The 20,586-nt window shown below is 63.8% G+C and carries 18 protein-coding genes; 15 read left to right on the top strand and 3 right to left on the bottom strand.

Annotated features, from left to right (window positions below; translation table 11 throughout):
• Nucleotides 1–304: 304 nt before the first annotated feature.
• From PAN08_RS15875 to PAN08_RS15860, 4 genes are all read left to right on the top strand, one after another.
• Entirely contained in the window at nucleotides 305–622 is a 318-nt protein-coding gene (locus tag PAN08_RS15875; protein WP_269792485.1) for a DUF4156 domain-containing protein, read from the top strand.
• A gap of 185 nt (nucleotides 623–807) precedes the next feature.
• Nucleotides 808–1,824: a 3-oxoacyl-ACP synthase III gene (locus PAN08_RS15870; RefSeq protein WP_269792484.1), complete on the top strand. Its 1,017-nt coding sequence runs from the start codon at nucleotides 808–810 to the stop codon at nucleotides 1,822–1,824.
• A 63-nt stretch (nucleotides 1,825–1,887) separates the two neighbouring features.
• A complete protein-coding gene (locus PAN08_RS15865; protein WP_269792483.1) occupies nucleotides 1,888–2,781 on the top strand; it encodes an alpha/beta fold hydrolase in 894 nt (297 codons plus the stop codon).
• Between the two features lie 251 nt (nucleotides 2,782–3,032).
• Nucleotides 3,033–3,722, top strand: coding sequence for a phospholipase D-like domain-containing protein (locus tag PAN08_RS15860; RefSeq protein ID WP_269792482.1), 690 nt, complete (start codon nucleotides 3,033–3,035; stop codon nucleotides 3,720–3,722).
• A 68-nt stretch (nucleotides 3,723–3,790) separates the two neighbouring features.
• On the opposite strand, the gene PAN08_RS15855 is transcribed toward PAN08_RS15860, so the two are convergent.
• Complete coding sequence (locus PAN08_RS15855; RefSeq protein WP_269792481.1) at nucleotides 3,791–4,222, bottom strand: YkgJ family cysteine cluster protein; 432 nt, start codon at nucleotides 4,220–4,222, stop codon at nucleotides 3,791–3,793.
• A gap of 101 nt (nucleotides 4,223–4,323) precedes the next feature.
• Here PAN08_RS15855 and oleC point away from each other — a divergent pair, with 101 nt between their 5' ends.
• The 3 genes from oleC to PAN08_RS15840 all read left to right on the top strand — a co-directional run bounded on the left by oleC (nucleotide 4,324) and on the right by PAN08_RS15840 (nucleotide 7,528).
• Nucleotides 4,324–5,970 carry an olefin beta-lactone synthetase gene (oleC, locus tag PAN08_RS15850; RefSeq protein WP_269792480.1) on the top strand — a complete coding sequence of 549 codons (1,647 nt, stop codon included), beginning with the start codon at nucleotides 4,324–4,326 and terminating at the stop codon, nucleotides 5,968–5,970.
• Between the two features lie 212 nt (nucleotides 5,971–6,182).
• The gene (gene oleD / locus PAN08_RS15845) at nucleotides 6,183–7,184 is read left to right on the top strand and encodes a 2-alkyl-3-oxoalkanoate reductase (RefSeq protein ID WP_269792479.1); all 1,002 of its coding nucleotides are present in this window, start codon (nucleotides 6,183–6,185) and stop codon (nucleotides 7,182–7,184) included.
• 188 nt (nucleotides 7,185–7,372) lie between these two features.
• Complete coding sequence (locus tag PAN08_RS15840; RefSeq protein WP_065868112.1) at nucleotides 7,373–7,528, top strand: DUF1328 domain-containing protein; 156 nt, start codon at nucleotides 7,373–7,375, stop codon at nucleotides 7,526–7,528.
• Between the two features lie 100 nt (nucleotides 7,529–7,628).
• On the opposite strand, the gene ddlA is transcribed toward PAN08_RS15840, so the two are convergent.
• Complete coding sequence (gene ddlA, locus PAN08_RS15835) at nucleotides 7,629–8,729, bottom strand: D-alanine--D-alanine ligase (RefSeq protein ID WP_269792478.1); 1,101 nt, start codon at nucleotides 8,727–8,729, stop codon at nucleotides 7,629–7,631.
• A 334-nt stretch (nucleotides 8,730–9,063) separates the two neighbouring features.
• Between ddlA and PAN08_RS15830 the strand changes: the two genes are divergently transcribed.
• From PAN08_RS15830 to PAN08_RS15820, 3 genes are read left to right on the top strand one after another with little or no spacing between them, the layout of a single operon-like run.
• Nucleotides 9,064–9,714 carry an SCP2 sterol-binding domain-containing protein gene (locus tag PAN08_RS15830; RefSeq protein WP_269792477.1) on the top strand — a complete coding sequence of 217 codons (651 nt, stop codon included), beginning with the start codon at nucleotides 9,064–9,066 and terminating at the stop codon, nucleotides 9,712–9,714.
• Entirely contained in the window at nucleotides 9,711–11,378 is a 1,668-nt protein-coding gene (gene ubiB / locus PAN08_RS15825) for a ubiquinone biosynthesis regulatory protein kinase UbiB (protein WP_269792476.1), read from the top strand. The genes PAN08_RS15830 and ubiB overlap by 4 nt, the downstream gene beginning before the upstream one ends.
• Nucleotides 11,375–12,124 carry a pseudouridine synthase gene (locus PAN08_RS15820; RefSeq protein WP_269792475.1) on the top strand — a complete coding sequence of 250 codons (750 nt, stop codon included), beginning with the start codon at nucleotides 11,375–11,377 and terminating at the stop codon, nucleotides 12,122–12,124. The genes ubiB and PAN08_RS15820 overlap by 4 nt, the downstream gene beginning before the upstream one ends.
• Nucleotides 12,125–12,535: 411 nt before the next feature.
• On the opposite strand, the gene PAN08_RS15815 is transcribed toward PAN08_RS15820, so the two are convergent.
• A complete protein-coding gene (locus tag PAN08_RS15815; protein ID WP_269792474.1) occupies nucleotides 12,536–13,060 on the bottom strand; it encodes a DUF2059 domain-containing protein in 525 nt (174 codons plus the stop codon).
• A gap of 306 nt (nucleotides 13,061–13,366) precedes the next feature.
• Between PAN08_RS15815 and PAN08_RS15810 the strand changes: the two genes are divergently transcribed.
• The 5 genes from PAN08_RS15810 to PAN08_RS15790 are packed head-to-tail and all read left to right on the top strand — an operon-like array spanning nucleotide 13,367 to nucleotide 20,557.
• Nucleotides 13,367–14,428: a HEAT repeat domain-containing protein gene (locus PAN08_RS15810; RefSeq protein WP_269792473.1), complete on the top strand. Its 1,062-nt coding sequence runs from the start codon at nucleotides 13,367–13,369 to the stop codon at nucleotides 14,426–14,428.
• A complete protein-coding gene (locus PAN08_RS15805) occupies nucleotides 14,425–15,942 on the top strand; it encodes a glycosyltransferase (RefSeq protein ID WP_269792472.1) in 1,518 nt (505 codons plus the stop codon). The genes PAN08_RS15810 and PAN08_RS15805 overlap by 4 nt, the downstream gene beginning before the upstream one ends.
• Nucleotides 15,939–17,234, top strand: coding sequence for a YaiO family outer membrane beta-barrel protein (locus PAN08_RS15800; protein WP_269792471.1), 1,296 nt, complete (start codon nucleotides 15,939–15,941; stop codon nucleotides 17,232–17,234). Before PAN08_RS15805 ends, PAN08_RS15800 begins: the two co-directional genes overlap by 4 nt.
• Before the next feature lie 15 nt (nucleotides 17,235–17,249).
• Complete coding sequence (locus PAN08_RS15795; RefSeq protein ID WP_269792470.1) at nucleotides 17,250–19,625, top strand: LTA synthase family protein; 2,376 nt, start codon at nucleotides 17,250–17,252, stop codon at nucleotides 19,623–19,625.
• Nucleotides 19,625–20,557, top strand: a complete 933-nt coding sequence (locus PAN08_RS15790) for a hypothetical protein (protein WP_269792469.1) — start codon at nucleotides 19,625–19,627, stop codon at nucleotides 20,555–20,557. Before PAN08_RS15795 ends, PAN08_RS15790 begins: the two co-directional genes overlap by 1 nt.
• Nucleotides 20,558–20,586: the final 29 nt, after the last annotated feature.

Genomic DNA, 20,586 nt, shown 5'->3' with positions numbered 1-20,586 from the left:
CCGTTTACGGGAGAGGGGTTGGGGTGAGGGCAGTGTTCGAGCCACGGGCACCTTGCCGTGCGCATCGGTGCCACACCGCGTGTGGGGTGTTCCGTCACCCACGAGCCAATGGCCCGTAAGCCGCGCGCCCTCACCCGCGAGCGGGAGAAGGGATACAAATCAGGCAACCTGCACGATGTCAGACCGCCACATCACCACGCCGCGCAATGACGTCGAGAAACACATCGTCGGCAATTCCGCGCAAATCATCACGTGTTCATCCATTCACGGCACAATCCGTTCTGATCATCACAAGGAATCGTCCATGCGCGTTCTGCTTCTGTCCGTCCTCATCGCCAGCACCGCCGCCTGCACCTGGGTGCCGATCGAGTCCGGCGGCAAGGCCGTGCGTGTGCTGCCAAACGGCCCGGTCGCCCCGGGTTGCGTGGCCAAGGGCGAGATCGTGGTGTCGGTGAAGAACAAGGTCGGCTTCTACAACCGCAACCCGTTGCGCGTGCAGGAAGAGCTGGAAACCCTGGCCCGCAACGAGGCACCGAGCGCCGGCGCCAACGCCGTGCAGGCCAATGGCCAGCCTGCCGATGGCAGCCAGCGCTTCTCGGCCTGGCAGTGCCCCCCGCGCTGACAAGCCCGCGCTGAGGCCCGCGTCAGCAGGCTTCAGCGCACCGGTGGCGGCAACATTGAAGCCACGGCGTCCTTGGCACAGGCATTCCGGCCTTCCATACGCCGGAGTGCTGATTTGTAAAGATGCGGTAAAAAAGCGCAGACGCTAGAATAGCGCCCCCTTCGCCTGAGTCCTGGCGCTTCCCGATGCCTTTCCAGAATGTCTCGATCGCGGGACTGGCGCATATTGATGCGCCGCATACGCTGACCTCCAAGGAAATCAACGAACGGCTCGCGCCGACGTTGGAGCGCCTTGGTATCCGCGCCGACGTGCTGGGCGATATCGCCGGCATCCACGCGCGTCGCCTGTGGGACCACGGCACGCTGGCTTCGGACGCAGCCACCATGGCCGGGCGCAAGGCGCTGGAAGACGCAGGCATCACGGCTGACAAGGTCGGACTGCTGCTCAATACCTCGGTCAGCCGCGACTACCTGGAGCCGTCCACCGCCTCCATCGTGTCCGGCAACCTGGGCATTGGCGAAGATTGCGTCACCTTCGACATCGCCAACGCCTGCCTTGCCTTCATCAATGGCATGGACGTGGCCGCGCGCATGTTAGAGCGTGGTGACATTGACTACGCGCTGATCGTCGACGGTGAGACCTCCAACCTGGTCTACGAAAAGACGCTCGAGCGCATGATGGCCCCGGACATCACCGCACAGCAGCTGCGCGACGAAGTCGCCGCACTGACCACCGGTTCCGGTGCTGCCGCCATGGTGCTGGCACGTTCGGAGCTGGTCCCTGACGCGCCGCGCTACAAGGGCGGCGTGACGCGTGCGGCCAATCAGTGGAACAAGCTGTGCGTGGGTAACCTGGACCGCATGGTCACCGACACCCGCATGCTGCTGATCGAAGGCATCAAGCTGGCGACCAAGACCTTCGAGGCCACCCGCATCGCCTTGGGCTGGGCCGTGGAGGAGATCGACCAGTTCGTGATCCACCAGGTCAGCCAGCCGCACACCAATGCCTTCATCAAGGCCTTCGGCATCGACCCGAAGAAGGTGATGACCATCTTTGGCGAGCACGGCAACATCGGCCCGGCCTCGGTACCGATCGTGCTGAGCAAGCTGCGCCAGCTGGGCAAGCTCAAAAAGGGCGACCGTGTCGCGCTGATGGGCATTGGTTCGGGCTTGAACTGCACGATGGCCGAAGTCGTCTGGTAAGCCGGCACGGCTGAAGCGAAACACAGGGCCGGTTTTGCCGGCCCTTTTTTCAGGTGCGATGCAATGAACACTCTCCCCGGTTACCCCAGCAAGACCCACCGCTTTGAAGTCCGCCCCGGTTTGTCGATGAACTACATCGACGAAGGCCCGCGCGATGGCGAGGTGGTGGTGATGCTGCACGGCAATCCGTCGTGGAGTTATCTGTGGCGGCACCTGGTCAACGGCCTGAGCGACAAGTACCGCTGTATCGTGCCGGACCATATCGGCATGGGCCTGTCCGACAAACCGGACGACAGCCGCTACGAATACACCCTGCAGTCGCGCGTGGATGACGTGGAGGCGCTGCTCAAGCACCTGGGCATCACCGGCCCGGTGACGCTGGCCGTGCACGACTGGGGCGGCATGATTGGGTTTGGTTGGGCGTTGTCGCACAACGCGCAGGTCAAGCGACTGGTCATCACCAACACCGCCTCGTTCCCGTTGCCACCTGAGAAGCCGATGCCCTGGCAGATCGCCATGGGCCGGCACTGGAAGCTGGGCGAGTGGTTCATCCGCACTTTCAATGCGTTCTCGTCCGGTGCCTCGTGGTTGGGCGTGAGCCGCCGCATGCCGGCGGATGTGCGGCGCGCCTATGTGTCCCCGTACAACAACTGGGACAACCGGATCTCGACGATCCGCTTCATGCAGGACATCCCGCTGTCGCCCGCTGACAAGGCGTGGTCGCTGCTGGATCGCGCGGCCAAGGCGCTGCCGTCGTTTGCCGACCGCCCGGTATATATCGCCTGGGGCCTGCGTGATTTCTGCTTCGACCATCATTTCCTCGCTGGCTTCCGCAAGGCATTGCCGCAGGCCGAAGTGACTACGTTCGAGGACGCCAATCACTACGTGCTGGAAGACAAGCACGAAGTGATCGTGCCTGCGGTACGCGCGTTCCTGGAACGCAACCCCATCAGCTGATACCCACTCATGCAGGCCTCTTTCCCCTCCCTTGACCAAACACAGGGGAGGTAAGCACCGGGTGGTTTGCGGTGAAGCGGGTGCTGTTGAAACGCGCGAGGGTGCAGCGGCCGCATCGGCTGCCCTTGAGGCCCGTGCGGACCTTGCCGGTATGCCATGGCCGACATCTGCAGCCGGGCCAGCGCCGTTCGCACATGTCCGGTGCCTGATGTGCGAGGCTGTCGCTCCTCTTGCCAAGCAGGGAGCACTGGATGGATTTCGACAGCCTGGATCGTCAGCTGCGCGACAGCGTGCAGGACATGGCACTCAGTCCGCAGGAAAAACTGGAGCTGCGTGAACTGGGCGGCGAGTTGCCGCCGGATCGCGTGCGTTTCCTGCGCAACCGTGCCTTCGACATCGCGCGCGAGCAGATGCTCAACCAACCCGCCGATGCGTTGCCACTGCTCAAGTGGGTGGAGCAGATCGTGCGCACCCTGGATGTGGCGGTGGATGTGCCCGATGCCCAGACCAGCATCTATTTTTCACCCGGCGATGCCTGCATGCAGCGGCTGCGCTCACTCTGCGCGGGTGCGCGGCAGACGATGGACATCTGCGTGTTCACCATCTCCGATGACCGGTTGAGTGACGTCATCCTGGACGCGCACAAGCGTGGTGTGAACGTGCGCATCATCAGCGACAACGACAAGGTCTTTGACGACGGCAACGATATCCGCCGCCTGCATGAGGCGGGCATCGTGGTGCATGTCGATCACAGCCAGTACCACATGCACCACAAGTTCGCGGTGTTCGACGGCAAGTTGCTGGCCAATGGCAGCTTCAACTGGACGCGCACGGCCACCGAGTACAACGACGAGAACCTGGTGGTCACCAGCGACCGCAACCTGGTGCGCAGCTTCGTGCAGCAGTTTGATGTGCTGTGGGGGCGTTACAAGCCGCTTTGAATGGGCTTGTCATTGCCGCGCAGGTGGGAATGACGGCAGAACGCAAAAGCGCCTGCCGTCACCCGCAATCAGGCGGCGATCGGCGTATTTGGCGGTGACGACGGGGTATTGCCGTTGTCGTCGGGGTGGTCGTCGTCATTGTCGGCGGCATCGCGCCAGCGCCAGTCGGCCAGGGTCAACGGTGCCATGCCATGGGCGACGCGCGCGCGGTCGCACTGCGAGCTGGCCTTGCCGTACTCCCAGGACGCATCCACCTCGCGGCAGACGCTGGGCCGGTTGGGGTGGATCGTGCAGCGTGAATACACGCCTATCTCCGAATCCAGCGCCACGCAGCGGATGGGATCGGAGTAAGTGCCCTGCATGCACAGGCGATGCGGGTCCAGGCGCTGGGTCAATTGGTGCGGAACGCCGCCCTCGGTCACCTCGTCCGACTCCATCCAATGGAAGGCGACTCGGTACTGAGTGCAGCAGGCGCCACAGGTAAGACAGGGATGGGGCATGGGCGCGGCCTTCGGGCGGCGATTAGGACAAGGGGAAGGCGCGGATTTTCCACGCTGCGGGCCCGCGCGCAAGATTTTTCTGCAGCGGCGACAATAGAAAGATGAACAACGCTTGCAATATCGCCGCGCGCCTGCCCGAGTTGGCGCGTGAACGGCCCGACCAGATCGCGATCCGCTGCCCGGGAAAGCCCGGCGCCAACGGGATGGCCGCCTACGACGTCACCCTGGATTACCGCACCCTCGACGCCCGCAGTGATGCCATCGCCGCGGGCCTGTCCGCCTATGGCATTGGCCGTGGCGTGCGCACGGTGGTGATGGTGAGGCCGGGGCCAGAGTTCTTCCTGCTGATGTTCGCCCTGTTCAAAAGCGGCGCGGTACCCGTGCTGGTGGACCCGGGCATCGACAAGCGCGCGCTGCGCCAGTGCCTGGACGAAGCGCAGGCGCAGGCGTTTGTCGGCATCCCACTGGCGCACCTGGCGCGGTTGCTGCTGGGCTGGGCCAAGTCGGCCAAGCGGTTGGTGACAGTGGGCCGGCGCTGGGGCTGGGGCGGAACGACGCTATCGCGGATCGAATCGGCCGGTACGGGTGCTGGCAGCCAGTTGGCAGAAACCTCGCCCGATGACGTGGCTGCGATTCTGTTCACCAGCGGCTCCACCGGCGTGCCCAAGGGCGTGGTTTACCGCCACCGCCATTTCGTCGGCCAGGTGGAGCTGCTGCGCAACGCCTTTGGCATGCAGCCCGGTGGCATTGATCTGCCCACCTTCCCGCCATTTGCGCTGTTTGATCCGGCGCTGGGGCTGACCTCGGTGATCCCGGACATGGACCCGACCCGTCCGGGCAGCGCCGACCCACGCAAGTTGCACGACGCCATTGCTCGCTTCGGCGTGACCCAGTTGTTCGGCTCGCCGGCATTGATGCGGGTGCTGGCCGAGCATGGTCAGCCATTGCCGACGATCAGCCGAGCCACCTCGGCCGGCGCGCCGGTACCGCCGGACACCGTGGCCAAGATTCGTGCGTTGTTGCCGGAGCATGCGCAGTTCTGGACGCCATACGGCGCCACGGAGTGCCTGCCGGTTGCCGTGATCGAAGGCCGCGAACTGCAGGACACCCGCGCCGCTACCGAACAGGGCGCCGGCACCTGCGTGGGCAGCGTGGTGGCGCCCAATGACGTGCGCATCATCACCATCACCGACGCGCCCATCGCCAACTGGAGTGACGTAGGTGAGGTGGCAACCGGTGAGGTGGGGGAGATCACCGTGGTTGGGCCGACCACTACCGACAGCTATTTCAATCGTCCGCAGGCCACTGCTGCGGCCAAGATCCGCGAGGTGCTGGCCGACGGTAGCGAGCGCACCGTGCACCGCATGGGCGACGTTGGCTGGTTCGACGCGCAGGGCCGATTGTGGTTCTGCGGGCGCAAGACTCATCGTGTCGAAACTGCCGCCGGGCCGCTGTATACCGAGCAGGTGGAGCCGGTGTTCAACACCGTGGCGGGGGTGCGCCGTACCGCGCTGGTCGGTGTGGGCGCCTACGGCAGCCAGCGCCCGGTGCTGTGTTACGAGCTGTTGCCGGGTGCGGATGCGACGACGGTTGAAGGGCAGCTGCGCGCGCTTGCGGTCGCTCAGCCGACGCTGGCCGGTATTGGCGACTTCCTGCGACACCCGGGTTTCCCGGTGGATATCCGGCATAACGCCAAGATCGGCCGCGAGAAGTTGGCGGTCTGGGCGGCGAAGGTTGTCGCAGGCTAGCGGTGAGAGTGCTGCGTGGGATTGCATCGCAGATCAACAACAACCCTCGCCTTGATCCGCAGCCAAGGTGAGCCCGGGATGGAAGCGCTGTCCACGCTCCTGCCCAGCAACCACCGCGCATGAACGAAAAGCCCGGTCCTTGAAGTACCGCTGCTGCGATACTTGCGTCCGAAAGTGCTGGCGCAGGGGCCAGCGTGGAGACTATCGATTACATGAAAATTCTCGTCACCGGCGGTGGTGGTTTTCTGGGGCAGGCGCTTTGCCGTGGCTTGGTGGAGCGCGGGCATGAGGTGCTCAGCTTCAACCGTGGTCACTATCCGGCGCTGCAGGCATTGGGGGTGGGGCAGATACAGGGCGACCTGGCCGATGCCAATGCCGTGCACCACGCAACAGCCGGCGTGGGTGCGGTATTCCACAATGCGGCCAAGGCGGGCGCCTGGGGCAGCTATGACAGCTATTTCCAGGCCAACGTGGTGGGCACCCGCAACGTATTGGCGGCCTGCCGCGCCCATGGCGTGGGCCGTCTGGTCTACACCTCCACTCCCAGCGTGACCCACCGTGCCACCCATCCCGTGGAAGGCCTGGGCGCTGACGAGGTGCCATACGGAGCCGATTTCCAAGCGCCGTATGCGGCCACCAAGACCATCGCCGAACAGGACGTGCTGGCTGCCAACGATGCTGAACTGGCCACCGTGGCACTGCGGCCGCGCCTGATCTGGGGGCCTGGTGACAACCAGCTGGTGCCGCGCTTGGCGCAGCGGGCGCATGCCGGCCGCCTGCGGTTTGTGGGAGACGGCAGCAACAAAGTGGACACCACCTTCATCGACAACGCCGCACAGGCGCACTTTGATGCGTTCGATCACCTGGTGATCGGCGCGGCCTGTGCCGGCAAGGCCTACTTCATCTCCAATGGCGAGCCGCTGCCGATGCGCGAGCTGCTCAACCGGTTGTTGGCGGCAGTGGGTGCGCCGGCGGTGGAGAAGTCGATTTCGTTCAAGGCGGCATACCGCATTGGAGCGCTCTGCGAGAAGCTCTGGCCGGTGCTGCGCCTGCGTGGTGAGCCGCCAATGACGCGTTTTCTCGCCGAGCAGTTGTGTACGCCGCACTGGTACTCGATGGAGCCGGCGCGGCGCGATTTTGGTTACGTGCCGAAGGTGTCGATCGAGGAAGGTCTGCGCAGGCTGCGGCAAAGTGCGATGGACGGGAAGGCATAAGGCGGAAAGGCTGCTGTCACCCAACCGCCGTTGCACAAAGAGCCGTTCTTACCCCGCAAACGGGGGCAGGGGTCTTGGCGGAGGTTGCGGTCGCCCGTGGCATCTGAACACGTCATCACATGTCATCACTTCCTGCTGATGCTCCGACCCGCAGACTGGACCCCGGACATTCACCCAGTGAGGTTGCCATGCTGCATTACGCCGTAGTCTTCTTCGTCATCGCCATCATCGCTGCCGTGCTCGGCTTCAGCGGTATCGCTGGCGCTGCAAGCAACATTGCCTGGATCCTGTTCGTCGTGTTCCTGATCCTTGCGGTGATCTCGCTGTTCCGCAAGAAGGGCTAGGACAAGCAAATCGCCGCATGATTCATTGAGCGGCGTCGGCAACAACACGGCCCGCCCTGGGAAACCAGGGCGGGCCGTTGTTTTTTGAATCACGCAGTAATCAGGCCGAGGTGATGGAGCTGCGCAGCGCCTTGTCGGCCGCATGGCGCTCCAGCGCCAGCTCGATCAGGCGGGTGATCAACGAGGTGTAATCCAGCCCGGTGGCGCCCCACAGCTTGGGATACATGCTGATCTTGGTGAAGCCGGGCAGGGTGTTCAGTTCGTTGATCACCACGTCGCCTGCGGTGGTGAGGAACACGTCAACGCGCGCCATGCCGATGCAATCCAGCGCCTGGTAGGCACGGATGGCGATCTCGCGGATGCGCGCCTGCGCGTCGGCAGCGATGTCGGCCGGGATCACCGTTTCGGCACCATTGGCGCTGATGTATTTGGTGTCATACGCGTAGAAGTCGTCATGCACCACGACTTCACCACAGAGGCTGGCTTCAGGCAGCTCATTGCCCAGCACTGCGCATTCGATCTCGCGGCCGCTGATCGCAGATTCCACCAGCACCTTATGGTCAAAGGACAGCGCCAGCGCCATTGCGGTGTCGTATTCGGTGGCATTGCGCACCTTGCTCACGCCCACGGACGAACCCTGGTTGGCCGGTTTCACGAACAATGGTGAGCCCAGCTCGGCGACCAATGCGTCGTAGTGGGTGTGGGCAGCACTGATGCGGTTGAGGCAGACGAATGGCGCGACCGACAGGCCGGCATCGCGCAGCAGGCGCTTGGCCACGTCCTTGTCCATCGCAGCGGCGGCACCCAGTACGCCGGGGCCGGCGAAGGGCAGGTTCAGCGTACGCAGCAGGCCCTGCAGGGTGCCGTCTTCGCCCAGCGTGCCGTGCACGATGGGGAACACCACATCCACCTGCGGCAGCTCGCGGCCATCGGCCGCGACCAGCTGGCCGTGCTCTGCGCCGGGAATCACCGACAGCACCGGGCCGGCGGTATTCAACGCGATGCGCTTGGGATCGTCAGCATTGAGCAGAAAGCTGGCCGGGTCGCACAGGTGCCACAGGCCCCGTTTGTCGATACCGATCAGGCTGACGTCGAACGTGTCCTTGTCCAGCGCGTCGAGGATGTTCTTCGCTGACTGCAGCGAGACCTCGTGCTCGGCCGAACGACCGCCGAAGATGATGCCAACGCGGGTCTTGCTCATTGCCTGTGTGCTCCTGCCGATTGCATTGAAGTGGGTACGCATAGCATGAACCGTTGTTTGGGAGCGGGGAATGGGGGCGAGGAATGGGGGCGAGGAATGGGAAGCGGGAATGCGAGTTATTGCAGGTGATGCTGCGCGAATGAGCCACGGATTATGGAAGGCGGGGAGCGGGGTTTGGGGAACAGGGAATGAACTTGTGGTGGTAGCGAGGATGCAATCACATTCGGTTTGAAGGTGAACCGCAGTAGCGGGCAGGCTCACGGGGTATCGGCCAAAACAACCGCTCTTCCCCCGTTGCCCGCTCCCCGTTCCCCGCTTCGGTAGAATGCCCCGCATGTCTCCCTCCCCATTCAATGTCATCAAGCCGCTGGCCGGGCGTGCGCTGGAAATGGCGCTCAACCGTGCACTGGCGCTGGACCCGGACACCCGCACCGCCTTGGCTTCGCTCGACGGCCAGCGTATTGCGCTGACGCTGGAGTCGCCGTCTTTGGCGATGCAGATTGGCGTCAGCGGTGAGCGCCTGACGGTCGGCCCGGTCGATTCATCGCTGGAGCCAGACCTCGCGGTGCGCAGCACCCTGGGCGGCGTATTGGCGCAATTGCCGTTCATGGCCAACGCACGCCGCAGCGCATCGGCGCCGGCGGGCCGGGTGAAGGTATCGGGCGATGCCGAGCTGGCGCGGCGCCTGCAGCAGCTGGCCACCCGCTTTGATCCGGATTGGCAGCAGCCCTTCGTCAAGGCATTCGGTGAGGTGCTGGGCGTGCAGATCGCGCAGACCTTGCGTTCGGCGTTGGCCCAGGCCCGCCGCAGTGCAAAGGATCTGGCCGAGAGCGCCGCCGAGTACGTCACCGAGGAGTCGCGTGACGTGGTGGCGCGAGGCGAACTGGATGCCTTCCACGACGATGTGGATGTGATCCGTGATGATGTTGAGCGTTTGGGCGTGCGCGTGTCGCGCCTGCGCCAGCGCATGGGAGACGTGGCATGAAGGCAACCCGTGCCATGTTCCGCGCCAGCCGCATCGGCCGGGTGATATTGCGTTATCGCCTGGATGACCTGCTCGACGGCACCCCCGTGGGGCGCTGGTTGCGTGTCGCCAAGCCGTTTGTACCGCGAGCCAGCGCCAGCATCGCTTCGCAATCGCGCGGTGCGCGTTTGCGCCTGGCATTGCAGGAGCTGGGCCCGATCTTCGTCAAGTTCGGGCAGATTCTCTCCACTCGCCGCGACCTGGTGCCGCCGGATGTCGCTGCCGAGCTGACCTTGCTGCAGGACCGGGTCAAGCCGTTCGACGGTGAGCAGGCGTTGCGTATCGTCGAGCAGGCGCTGGGCCTGCCAATCACCGAAGCATTCGCCAGTTTCGACACCGCGCCGCTGGCCTCGGCGTCCATCGCCCAGGTGCATGCCGCGACGCTGGACGATGGCCGCAAAGTGGTGGTCAAGGTGCTGCGGCCGGATATCGAAAAGCAGATCGACGGCGACATCGCGCTGCTGAAATCACTGGCTGCACTGGTCGAACGTACCCATCCACGTGCCGACAAAATTCGTCCGCGCGAGGTGGTGGCCGAGATCGAAACCACGCTGGCTGCCGAGCTGGACCTGCAGCGCGAAGGCGCCAATGCCAGCGTGCTGCGCCGGTTCTGGGAGAACTCCGACGACCTGTACGTGCCGGAAGTGATCTGGAGCCACACCGCCGAACGCGCGCTGACATTGGAGCGGGTGTGGGGCATTCCGTCCGATGACATCGCCGCACTAGACGAGGCCGGCATCGACCGCAAGGCGCTGGCGGCCAAGGGCGTGCGTGTGTTCTACACGCAGGTGTTCCGCGACAACTTCTTCCACGCCGATGCGCACGCCGGCAACATCTGGGTGGATATCGACCCGGCGCGCCGCGACAACCCGCGTTTCATCGCGCTGGACTTCGGCATCATGGGCCAGCTGTCGGAAGAGGATCAGTACTACCTCGCCGAGAACTTCATGGCCATTTTCAACCGCGATTACCGCCGCATCGCCGAACTGCATCTGCAGGCGCAGTGGATGCCGGCCACGGTGCGCATTGATGAGCTGGAAGCTGCCGTGCGCGCGGTGTGCGAGCCGTACTTCACCCGCCCGCTGTCGCAGATTTCGCTGGCCGAAGTGTTGATGAAGTTGTTCCGCACCGCGCAGCGCTACCAGCTGACGTTGCAGCCACAGTTGATCCTGTTGCAGAAGACGCTGCTCAACATCGAAGGCGTGGGTCGCCAGCTCGATCCGCAACTGGATATCTGGGCGGTGGCCAAACCGGTACTCGAACGCATCCTGCGGGAGCGTTACAGCCCGCGTCGCGCGCTGAAAGAGCTGGGCAAGCGCCTGCCGGAAATCATGACCAAGGCTCCGGACATGCCGGCGCTGCTGCACAGCTGGCTGCGCCAGCAGGTGGAAGGCAAGCATGAGCTGGCGATGCGTTCGCAGGACATCGTCAGCCTCAACGAAACGCTCAAGCGCATGCAGCGACGTGTGATCACGGCGGTGACCGGCGTTGGCCTGGTGGTGGTGTCAGCGCTGCTCTATGGCCTGCAGGCCGGTGGCCCACAACTGGCTTCGGTGCCGCTGTGGTCGTGGATCACCGGTGGCGTTGGCGTGCTGGCCCTGGCGTCGGCATGGTTGCGGCGATGAGCCAGGCGCTGGAAACCCCGGAAGCAGCCGTCGTATTCGAGCCGTTGCCGTTGTTGTACCAGGACCAATGGTTGGCAGTGGTCAACAAGCCGGCCGGTTTGATGGTCCACGACAGCAAGCTGGCGCGTGGTGAGGATGATTTCCTCGCCGACCGCCTGCGCGAACAGTTGGGCAAGCCGATCTTCCTGGTGCACCGGCTGGACCGTGCCACCAGCGGCTGCCTGCTGCTGGCCTTTGACCGCGAGACCGCCAGTGCGCTGGGCAAGGCATTGATGGGCGGTGAGGTGAGCAAGGATTACCTCGCCATCTGCCGCGGTTGGCCGGCTGAAGAGGCCTTCACCGTCGACCACGACCTGGACGGCGGCCCCGGCAAGCCTGTGAAAAAGCAGGCCATCACGCATTTCCAGAAGCTGCTGACCGGCGAGTTGGCGATCGAGTCGAACGGCTTTCCCACCTCGCGTTATGCGTTGTTGCGCTGCCAGCCGCAGACCGGGCGCTTCCGGCAGATTCGCCGGCACCTCAAGCATCTGTTCCATCACCTGATTGGCGACACCAGCCACGGCGATGGCCGGCACAACCGCAGCTTCCGCATGCAGGGCGTGCACCGCATGTTGCTGCACGCCGAACGCCTGGGTTTCCCGCACCCGCACGAAGGCGGTCGCGTGGAGGTCAGTGCGCCATGGGACCGTGAGTTCCAGAAAGCGATGGATCTGTTTGGCTGGACGCTGGAAAGCCGGAGTGAGTGATCAGCAGTGAGGCGAATACGGGAGCCGCTGCAATGTGTGGCCTCGCAGCTGCCTTTTCCTGCCTCCGGTAGCCGCTTCCGCAAGGGGAGGGGCGTTGTTGCAACCGCATTGCAACCGATGGTGGTTGGTCTGAAATCCCAGCGCTGTTGATGTACGTCGGTGCTGGGATTTCACCCTGGCCGGCCGCGCGCTGAGCGCACTTCTCTCCAGCCCTTCGCAATGCGGAAGTGGGGACAGACGCGCTGTAATGGCAGGGTGCTTCCAAGTGCGACGGCACGGGCTCCCTGCCTTTGTGCAGGCAAAAGGAGGGTTCGGCTGGGTGCTCTTGAGCCGATCAGTGGGTTGCCCGCCTTCCGAAGCTGTGCAGCGTCAGCGGCGAGCAACCGTTTCCCCGTCCTCAGCGCCGCATGCTCACTTCCGCTTCTCAGCGACGATGACCTCCAGATCTTTCTGCAGGCTGGTCAGCAGTGGATTCACCTTCTGCTGGATCGCCACCATCAGGTTCTGCATCAGCGCCGGGGTTTTGTCGAGCAGGCTCTGTCCAGCCGGGCTCTCGTAGAACTCGGCCATCGCCAATACGTCTTCCTTGGTGAATGACTGCTTGTAGATATCCACGTACATCGGCCGCAGCTGCGACCACGACAGTGCCTCGCGCAAGGTCTGCGAGGTGCGTTGCTGGATGCGCTGCAGTTGCTGCTTCTGCTCGGCGGTGAGTGATTGATCACCTGCCAGCTGAGCGAACTGCTGGGCCTGCATGGCCTCCATCTGCGGCAGCATCGCGTCGAGCATGCTCTGCGCGCGCGAGGCGGCGAGCAGGCGATTGACGTCGCTGTCCGAAGGGGGGCTGGCCGCTGCCAGGGAAACGCTGCCGAGCATCAGGGTGGCGGTCAGCAGCAGGCGTGAGAGCCGGACGAAAGGGCGAGCACGGTGGGCCATGGGACCTCCTGGGGACAAGGGAAGGCCTGAGCATAGCGAGCCTGGGCTGCTGTCAACCACTCGGCGCACGGAAGCCGGGCTACGGGGGACGAATGGCGCCGGGTTCAAGAGCTAACCATTTGTTTTTATTGCCAATCATCTCTTACGAGCGCCGCTTATCAGAAAAGTGTGGCAATTCCATGTCCGTACCCTTAAAAACGCGATACGCATCACAATTTCGAGGCATCAGTGCCCCGGTGATGCCAACAGGGGGAACGCGGCGAGGAAGCCGCGTTCTTGGGAATTGGAAGGAAACGGGGCAGTACGATGCACGCGTTATCCAATCAATCAACGGTACTGGTCGTCGCCGGCTGGGTCGCAGTCCTGACGCTGTTGCTCGCGTTTGTGCTGCTGGCGATCATCGTGATCCTGCGCATCCGCGCGCAACATCGGGAGCGGCGCGACGCCCAGGCCCGACAGTTCTGGACGCAGGTCATCCAGCGTGAGCTGGAGGGCGAGGAGTACAAGGGGCGACGGCTGCAGCACAACGAAGTCGCAGGTTTTGTTGAAGCCTGGAATGCCGCCCACGATTCACTCACTGAAGCCGACTCGCGGCGTCTGGCAGCGCTGGGCCAGCGTGTAGGCCTGGAAGCGGCGGCGCCACGCATGTTGCGCGGCAGCTATCACGACCGCGCGATGACCATCATCGCCTTGGGGCATCTGCATGACCGGCGGCTGTTCGATGTGTTGTCGCCGTTCCTGAGCGACCGCAGCCCCATCGTTTCGTTGTGCGCGGCTCGCGCACTGGCGCAGGTGGATCCGCCGCGGGCGATGTCGATGTTTGTACCGATGATCGTCGAGCGTAATGACTGGGTGCCTGGCAGCGTGGCGCGCATCCTGGCTGAAAACGTCGATGGCAGCGCCGCGCGTGAGATCGGCAATGCCTTGCTGCGCGCCAATGCCGATACCACGGTGAAGCTGGTGCGTTTTCTGGCCGACATTGATGCCAAGCGCGCGGCCGAAGTGGTGCGGCAGCTGCTGGATGGGCATGTCGATGACCACATCATCTCGGTGTGCCTGCAGCTGGTGAATGAAAAACAGGATCGCGAGCGCGTGATCGGTTTTCTGGCCGCGTCACGCTGGCATGTGCGTATGCATGCGGCCACGGCGTTGGGCCGCATCGGTGAGGCCGACGATGGCCCGCGCCTGGAGCCGTTGCTGGCCGACAGTGTGTGGTGGGTACGTTACCGAACCGCGCAGGCGTTGCTGGCGTTGTCGGGGATGGGCGTGGATGCGATGCGGCAGCTGCAGCAGCGCCAGAGCGACCGTTATGGGCGCGACATCATCGACCAGGTTTTGGCCGAGCACGGGCTGAGGAGCATGGCATGAGCGGCTATTGGCAGATGCTGGTGGAATACCTGCAACACGTGCCGTGGATCCAGATCGCGGCATCGATGCAGTGGTTCTTCATGGCGTACTTCGTGGCGATCAACCTCGCCTACCTGCTTCTCAATTACATATCGGCGTACCAGATCGTGCGTTACATGCGCGAGTACCGCGCCAACTACCTGCCGCCGGCACTGCGTGATTATCAACCGCCGGTAAGCATCGTTCTGCCGGCCTACAACGAGACCCGTTCGGTGGTGTCATCGGTGCGCTCGTTGCTGCGCACCAGCTACCCCGAGTTTGAAATCGTAGTGGTCAACGACGGCTCCAGCGACGCCACGCGCGAGGCGTTGATCGAGGCATTTGGCTTGGTCAAAGTGCCCGAAGCCTATCGCGCGCGACTGCCAACGCAGCCGGTTCACGGCGTCTATGCGTCGGCGCTTTTCCCGCGTGTGCACATGGTGGACAAGGACAACGGCGGCAAGGCTGATGCGATCAACGCTGGCATCAACTGCGCGCGTTATCCGCTGTTCTGTGTGGTGGATGCCGACAGCATCCTGCAACCGGAAAGCCTGTCGCGAGTGGTGCGTCCGTTCCTGGAAGATCGTCGCGTGGTCGCCAGTGGCGGCGTGGTGCGCGTGCTCAACGGTTGCACGGTCACCGACGGCATGTTGTCCGAGGTGGGGCTGCCGAACAAGTTGCTGCCCAGCTTCCAGCTGGTGGAGTACCTGCGCGCCTTCCTGTTTGGGCGCATGGGCTGGTCACCGATGAATGCCCTGCTGATCATTTCCGGCGCGTTCGGCGTGTTCTACAAGGAGCGCGTGGTCGCCATCGGCGGCTACAAAGTAGACACGGTCGGCGAAGACATGGATCTGGTGATCCGCCTGCACCGCAACCTGCGCGAGGAAGAACGCGACTACCGCATCGTGTTCGTGCCTGACCCGGTGTGCTGGACCGAGGCACCGTCGGACATCGCATCGCTGCGCAATCAGCGCGTGCGCTGGCAGCGCGGCCTGGCCGAGAGCCTGTGGTCGAACATCGGTTTGATGTTCAACCGTCGCGGCGGCACGCCGGGCTGGGTGGCGTTCCCGTTCATGCTGCTGTTCGAGTTCCTTGGGCCGCTGATCGAAGTGGTGGGCTACGTCTCGATGATTGTGCTGGCGCTGATCGGCCTGGTGCAGCTGGAGGTGTTCCTGGTGTTCCTGGCTGCGGCGGTGGGCATGGGCATTCTGTTGTCGGTGAACGCGATGTTGCTGGAAGAACTTTCGTTCGGCCTGTTCACCAAGCCATCGCAGCAACTGCGGTTGTTCGTGATCGCCGTGCTTGAAAACTTCGGCTACCGGCAAATGAATTCAATGTGGCGCTTCAGCGGCACGCTGGGCTGGCTGCTCAGCCGCAACAAGAAACGCCATAGCTGGGGGCAGATCAACCGTGACGGCTCCTGGCAGAACGTAGCAACGGCCGGCCCCACGTCGGCTCCGAAAAACGGCGCAAGTGAGGGGGGCGCCAAGCCATGATTCGCACGCACGATTTGATCGCAGGAAACCACCGCAGAACCACCACGTCACTGTCGGTGTGGTTGCTGCTCGCATGCGTGGCATGCCCGCTGCCGCTGTTGGCGCAGGAGGCCGAGCCCGATGCATTGACCACGCAGATGCTGCAGGTACGCGAGCTGGCCACCGGCGGTCAGCGTCCGCAGGCCATCGAGCGCTACAACGCGTTGTTGGTCGAGCATCCGGGCAACGGCGATCTGCTGTTGGCACGCGGCCGTACCTATGCCTGGGACGGGCAATACGCTGCTGCCGAAAGCGACCTGAAAGCCGTACTGCAGAACAGCCCGAACTACGCGGACGCCTGGTCGGCGCTGGGGGATGTCTACCGCTGGAGCGACCGCCCACAGCTGGCGCTGGATGCCTATTCGCGTTGGGTGGAACTTGCCCCGCAGGATGCACAGGCGCGCATTGCGCGTGGTCGTGCACAGCGTGATGTCGGCCAGTTTGCTGCGGCGCGTGCCGACTTCGATGCGGCCGCTGCACTGGGCGCTGATCCAGGTGAGATCGCGAGCCTTCAGCAGAGCCTGCTGCCGCGCATGGCCAACCCGGATGTCGTGGCCGGTGGTGGTTACCTGTGGAGCGCCAGCGCCGGGTGGGATCACACCGGTTTCAGCGGTGACCGCGAAAGCTGGAACGACGCGGATCTGTCCATACGCCGGCAGTTCAGCCGTGGCTCGCTGGGCGTGGAGCTGTTGCGTGCCGATCACTTCGGTGAAAGCGACATGGCCTGGGCACTGGATGGCTATGCGCCGCTGTGGTCACGCGCCTATGCCAACCTGCGTTACCAGCAGGGACCGTCCAACGGCATGTTGCCGCGACAGGCATGGCGCGTGGAAGTTTTCCAGGGCGTCGGCAGCGGCTGGGAATTGTCGGCCAGTGTCGACCACCTGCGCTTCTCCGGTGATACCGAGTTCTATGGCGTCGGCGTGGGCCGCTATATGGGCAACTGGTATGGCCGCTACAAGCTGCAGCATGTGCCGGGTGTGGGCTCGGGCAGTTGGAGTCACCGTGTGCTGCTGCGCAACTACTACAACGGCAATGCCGATGACTATCTGGAAATGAGCGTCAGCAGTGGCCGCAGTACCGACATGGACCGTTTTGGCAGTGTTGTACGTGACAGCAACGCCGCCGTCGGCATTGCATGGAAGCGCTACTTCACACCGCAATGGGGCTTCAAAGTGGGCGCCGGCTATGCTGACGACGATGGTGGTTATGACGAGCAGCGCTTCTCGTTGTCGCTGTATACGCGCTGGTAAGGGGAGCCAATGCAGATGACGACCCAACGCGGTGCCAGTGCCTGGTCACGTTTCTCCTCAGCGTTCCCGGCACTGCTGCTGGCGCAGTTCGTATTGGTGGCCGGTGCGGTGATCAATGGCGTTGCCGGCGCCACCTGGGACGGTAATCAAAAGTGGACCATCGCCGGTGTCGCTGCATTGCAGGCCCTGCTGGTACTGCTGCGTGCGGTGCCGATCCTGCTGCTGTTGTCGTTACCGCTGCTGGCGTTGAAGCGCGCCCGGTGGCGTGGCGTGGCGGTAGCGCTGCTGTGGTCGTTGTTCATTGCACTGCAGGCGCTATTGGACCAGTACTACCAGGTGGCACACGTGCCGCTGGGCGCGGACCTGTTTGGCTACAGCGTTGCCGAAATACGCACCACGCTGGCCGACGGTGCACCGTTGAATCCGCGCAACCTGCTGGCGTTGCTTCTGCCGCTGCTGGTGCTGTGGGCGGGCCTGTGGTGGTGGGCGCGGCGTGATGCCCATGGCTCGACCTTGTGGACCACCGTACTGCTGCTCGCTGGCCTGCTGTTGTGGCTGGCACCGTTGCCGGCCGGCGCCGACGCGCTGAAGGACGACGCGGCACGCGAACTGGCCAGCAACAAGCTGGCCTGGTTCAGCGCCGACATGCGGCGTTGGTCCGGTAGTGATGCGCAAGCGCCATCAACGGCGGCGACAGCCTCAGCGGGCAACACGAGTGAACCGGCGTTGGATCCGACCTATCCATTCCTGCGCACGGAACAGACGCCGGACACGCTGGGTCCGCACTTCCTGGCAACTTCCAATGGGCAGCCGCCGAATGTGGTGGTGATCGTGGTGGAAGGCCTGGGCCGGTCGTTCTCCGGGCCGCAGGCCACGTTGGGCAGCTTCACACCCTTCCTCGATGACCTGGCCACGCGCAGCCTGTACTTCGACAGTTTCCTTGCCAACCAGGGCCGCACCTTTGGCGTGCTGCCCACGCTGTTCGGCTCGGCACCGTTCGCCGAAGAAGGCTTCACCGCGCTGGGTGAGCGCATGCCGGCGCATCCGGGCTTGTTCAACATATTGGGCAAGCAGGGTTACCACACCGCGTTCTATAACGGCACCGACACCGCCTTCGACAACGAGCGTGGTTACCTGCAACTGCAGCAGGTGCAGAAGATCGTGGACATGCCGAGCTTCGGCGCGGGTTACCAGCGCAATCCGTTCAGTGCCTGGGGCTACCCGGACAAGGAGCTGGTGTCGCGGGTATTGGCCGACAACGGCCATCTGCAGACGCCGTTCGCGATGGCGATACAGACCATCTCCATGCACACCAGCTACCAGTTCCCGGGGCAGGATGCGTACCGCACGCGCTTGGAGCAGCGCTTGGGTGAACTGCGCATTCCCGAGACCCAACTGGCGGCGTACCGTGCCAACGCCGACATCTACAGCACCATTCTCTACACCGACGATCAGCTGCGTCGCTACTTTGAATCGGTGGCCAACACGCCGTGGTACGCCAACACGATCTTCCTTGTCACCGGTGATCACCGCCTGCCGGAAATCCCGATGGGCGAGCACATGGATCGGTACCACGTGCCGCTGATTATTTTCTCGCCGTTGCTCAAGCAGCCCGAACGCATTGCTGCGGTGTCCTCGCAGCTGGATGTCACCCCCTCGTTGATGGCGCTGTTGTCCAACACCTACGGCCTGCAGCGGCCGGAACGCACGCCGTGGCTGGGCAGCGGCCTGGACATGAACGAAGGCTTCCGCAACATCCATCAGCTGCCGTTGAAACAGACCAAGACCAGTGCCCCGGAATACCTTGCCGACCGTTGGTGGCTGCGCGATGGCAAGTTGTTCGCACTGCAGGAAGGCATGCATCTGGCGCCGGCCGACGATGCTGCGGTGCATGCGTGGGTGACACAGCGGCTGCAGCGTTACACGCAGGCCAATGCGGTCTTCATGCAGCAGGGCGCGTTGATGCCCGATGGCGGCGAACCCCGTTTGGTGGCCTACCAGGTCAGCGCGCAACCGGCGCCGGTTGTCGCCGCTGCTCCGGCGGCACAGGGCCTGACGATGGAATCGGCGCAGGTAACGCCGGCAAACGATGGCGTGCAGTTGATGGCGGTGTTCCGCAACGGCGACGGCAAGCCCAGCAGCGTCTTCGTGCCGCTTGCAGTGATGGCCAGCGAGGACGGCCGTGAATTGCAGGAGGTGTATGGCAGCGCGCTGCAGTTGCCGGCCAACGGTCGCCAACAGGTGCAGCTGCGTTTACGCCAACCGCAGGACTGCAACGGCCGTTGCTACGTTTCGGTCTTCCCCTCTGATCCTGACACTGGCAAGGCTATCGGCCAGGGGCGGTATCGCCTGCCGCTGGACACGCCCGCTGCTACTGGAAGCCAACCCTGATGTCTCTGCCACGTGTGAGTCTGCTGCTATTGCTGTGCGTACTGCCCGCCACGGTGGTGGCCTCGGTCAGCCGCGCGATATGGACTTGGGAAGCCGAGTCCTACGCGATGGTGCAGGACCCGAAGGTCGCCGCAGAGGCGGTGACTTACCTGAAATCGCAACGCATCGACACGGTGTACCTGTACGCCGACGCCTTCCAGGGCCGCAACCTCATCGTCGACCAGCCGCAGTTGTACCGTGACTTCATCACCCAGATGCACGCCAAGCGGATGAAGGTTTACGCGCTGCTGGGTTCGGCGTACCTCAATACCGAAAACTACGTGCTGCCGTCACACCGTGCCGAAGCCGAGGCGATGTTCCGTCGCGTGGTCGAGTACAACGCCGCTGCGCCGGAGAACGCGCGCTTCGACGGCGTCAATCTGGACATCGAGCCGCACATTCTTGACCAATGGGATGACGACACCCGCGAAGGCCTGCTGGTGGGCTTCCTGGACATGAGTGATGCGTTGATGCGGATCAAGCGCGAGTATGGCGCCACGTTGGCGGTGGGACCGGCGATTCCGTTCTGGCTGGATGGCATCGAACTGGAATGGAAGGGCGTACGCCGCCCGGTCAGCGAACACACCATCGACCTGTATGACTACGTGGCGTTGATGGACTACCGCGACAAGGCCGAAGGCAGCGACAGCATCCTCTCGCACGCGGCAAGTGAGATCGCCTATGCCAACCGCGTCGAGAAGAACGTGGTGATCGGCCTGGAAGTGTCGTCCAACGACATCAACAAGGTCACCTTCCATGAAGAAGGCCCGAAGGTGTTCGAGCAGGAGGTGCGCAAGGTGGAACGCGCACTGCGCCGTGAGCCTTCTTTTGCCGGCTTCGCTATTCACCATTACCGGGCCTACCGGCGCTGGGCGGCGCAGGAGTGGGATTGAGCGGAAGCTGCCGGTAGGGGCTCCCTTCG

The organism is Stenotrophomonas sp. Iso1, from assembly GCF_027497995.1.
GTDB lineage: Bacteria > Pseudomonadota > Gammaproteobacteria > Xanthomonadales > Xanthomonadaceae > Stenotrophomonas.
Note: the sequence above shows the minus strand (reverse complement) of the source record. Positions and strands in the feature narration are given on the sequence as shown.